Source organism: Streptococcus sp. GMD1S (assembly GCF_000296875.1).
In the GTDB taxonomy this organism is placed as follows: Bacteria; Bacillota; Bacilli; order Lactobacillales; family Streptococcaceae; genus Streptococcus.
Genome location: NZ_AJQY01000154.1, coordinates 1 through 1,213 on the forward strand (window position 1 = coordinate 1; position 1,213 = coordinate 1,213).

The window sequence follows — 1,213 nt, forward strand, 5'->3', positions numbered from 1 at the left end:
CGTTGACCCAGAACAAGTAAGAGGTATTCCTGCGCATAAGACAAAATCTGCTGGAGAATATAGACGATGACCAGCCCAATAGAGATAATACCCAGTGTCGAGCGCATCTGGTCTGGTACGTAACTATCAATGATGGACTGAAGATAGTAGGAACCCACGATATTGATCAAGGTCACCAAGAGTGTCGCTAGGACGATATTGGTAATTAAGCCATGCTGTTTGAGTAAGATCGGCAAGAAGGATAGGAGTCCCTGTTTTTTCTCCTTATGAGGTTTATAGTCCGGTGATGGTGCCATAAAAATACTAACCCCTGTCCACTCTTGCGCAAATCGCTCACGGGAAATCTTGGTCAGCTTGATACTAGGATCTGGATCAGCGATATGAATGTGCTTTTTATCCTGACCTATCACCACATAGTAGTGGAGCAACTTCCCTTCCTTGAGCACATGAGCCACAAAAGGAAAGGTCAAATCTGGCAAATCAAAGAGCGTCATATCCGCCTTGATAGCCCGCGTCTCAAACCCAATCTCCTCTGCCACCTTTACAAGTCCCAAAGCGGTCGTCCCATCCATGGTCGTCTTGGCTAACTCTCGTAGATGAGCCAAGGAGTAATAACTACCGTAGTAACCAAAGACCATAGCCAAAGAAGCCACGCCACAATCCATCTGATCCACCTGGGGACGATAGTGCCTTTTCCTAAATTTCATATCCTTCTCCTTTTTCTAATAATCTCTTTAAAAATTTGTAAGATTATTTTAACCAAATAAGGATGAAAACAGGAAAATATTCCTAAATAAACCATTTTTACGCCTAAAACGCACTTCAAAAAGCATAAACTATCATTTAAATGTAAAAAGCAGAACAAAAGTTCTGCCTGCTTAAAGTAACCGTTAAAAAATGAATGCCTAGAAATAAACTATTCTGAAATGATATTCTCTTTACTTCTATAAAGTGAGATAAATGTCATCAAAAATAATGAAATCGTAGGTATATCAAAACATTCAAACCACGTAGGTAGATTTATTTTGTTTACATCAGCCACAATTCTAATCATTAGATAAGCCATCGAGCTAGACAATACAATAAACTCTGGCCAAGCTTTTCCTAGTAATTGAACAACTTTCATCTCAAACTCCGATCTGATGGTTCATCAATTTCCAATCGTACTTTCTTTTGTTTTGTACTTGTATCCTACATAAAACAGACCAAGCAG

At 39.4% G+C, this 1,213-nt stretch carries 1 protein-coding gene and 1 pseudogene; both read right to left on the reverse strand.

Translation table 11 applies throughout. The annotated features are described in order from the left end of the window. Positions 1 to 707, reverse strand: a pseudogene (comA, locus tag GMD1S_RS07885) (peptide cleavage/export ABC transporter ComA); the annotation flags it as partial. Positions 708 to 916: 209 nt separating this feature from the next. Continuing rightward, complete coding sequence (locus tag GMD1S_RS07890; protein WP_000869797.1) at positions 917 to 1,126, reverse strand: hypothetical protein; 210 nt, start codon at positions 1,124 to 1,126, stop codon at positions 917 to 919. Positions 1,127 to 1,213: the final 87 nt, after the last annotated feature.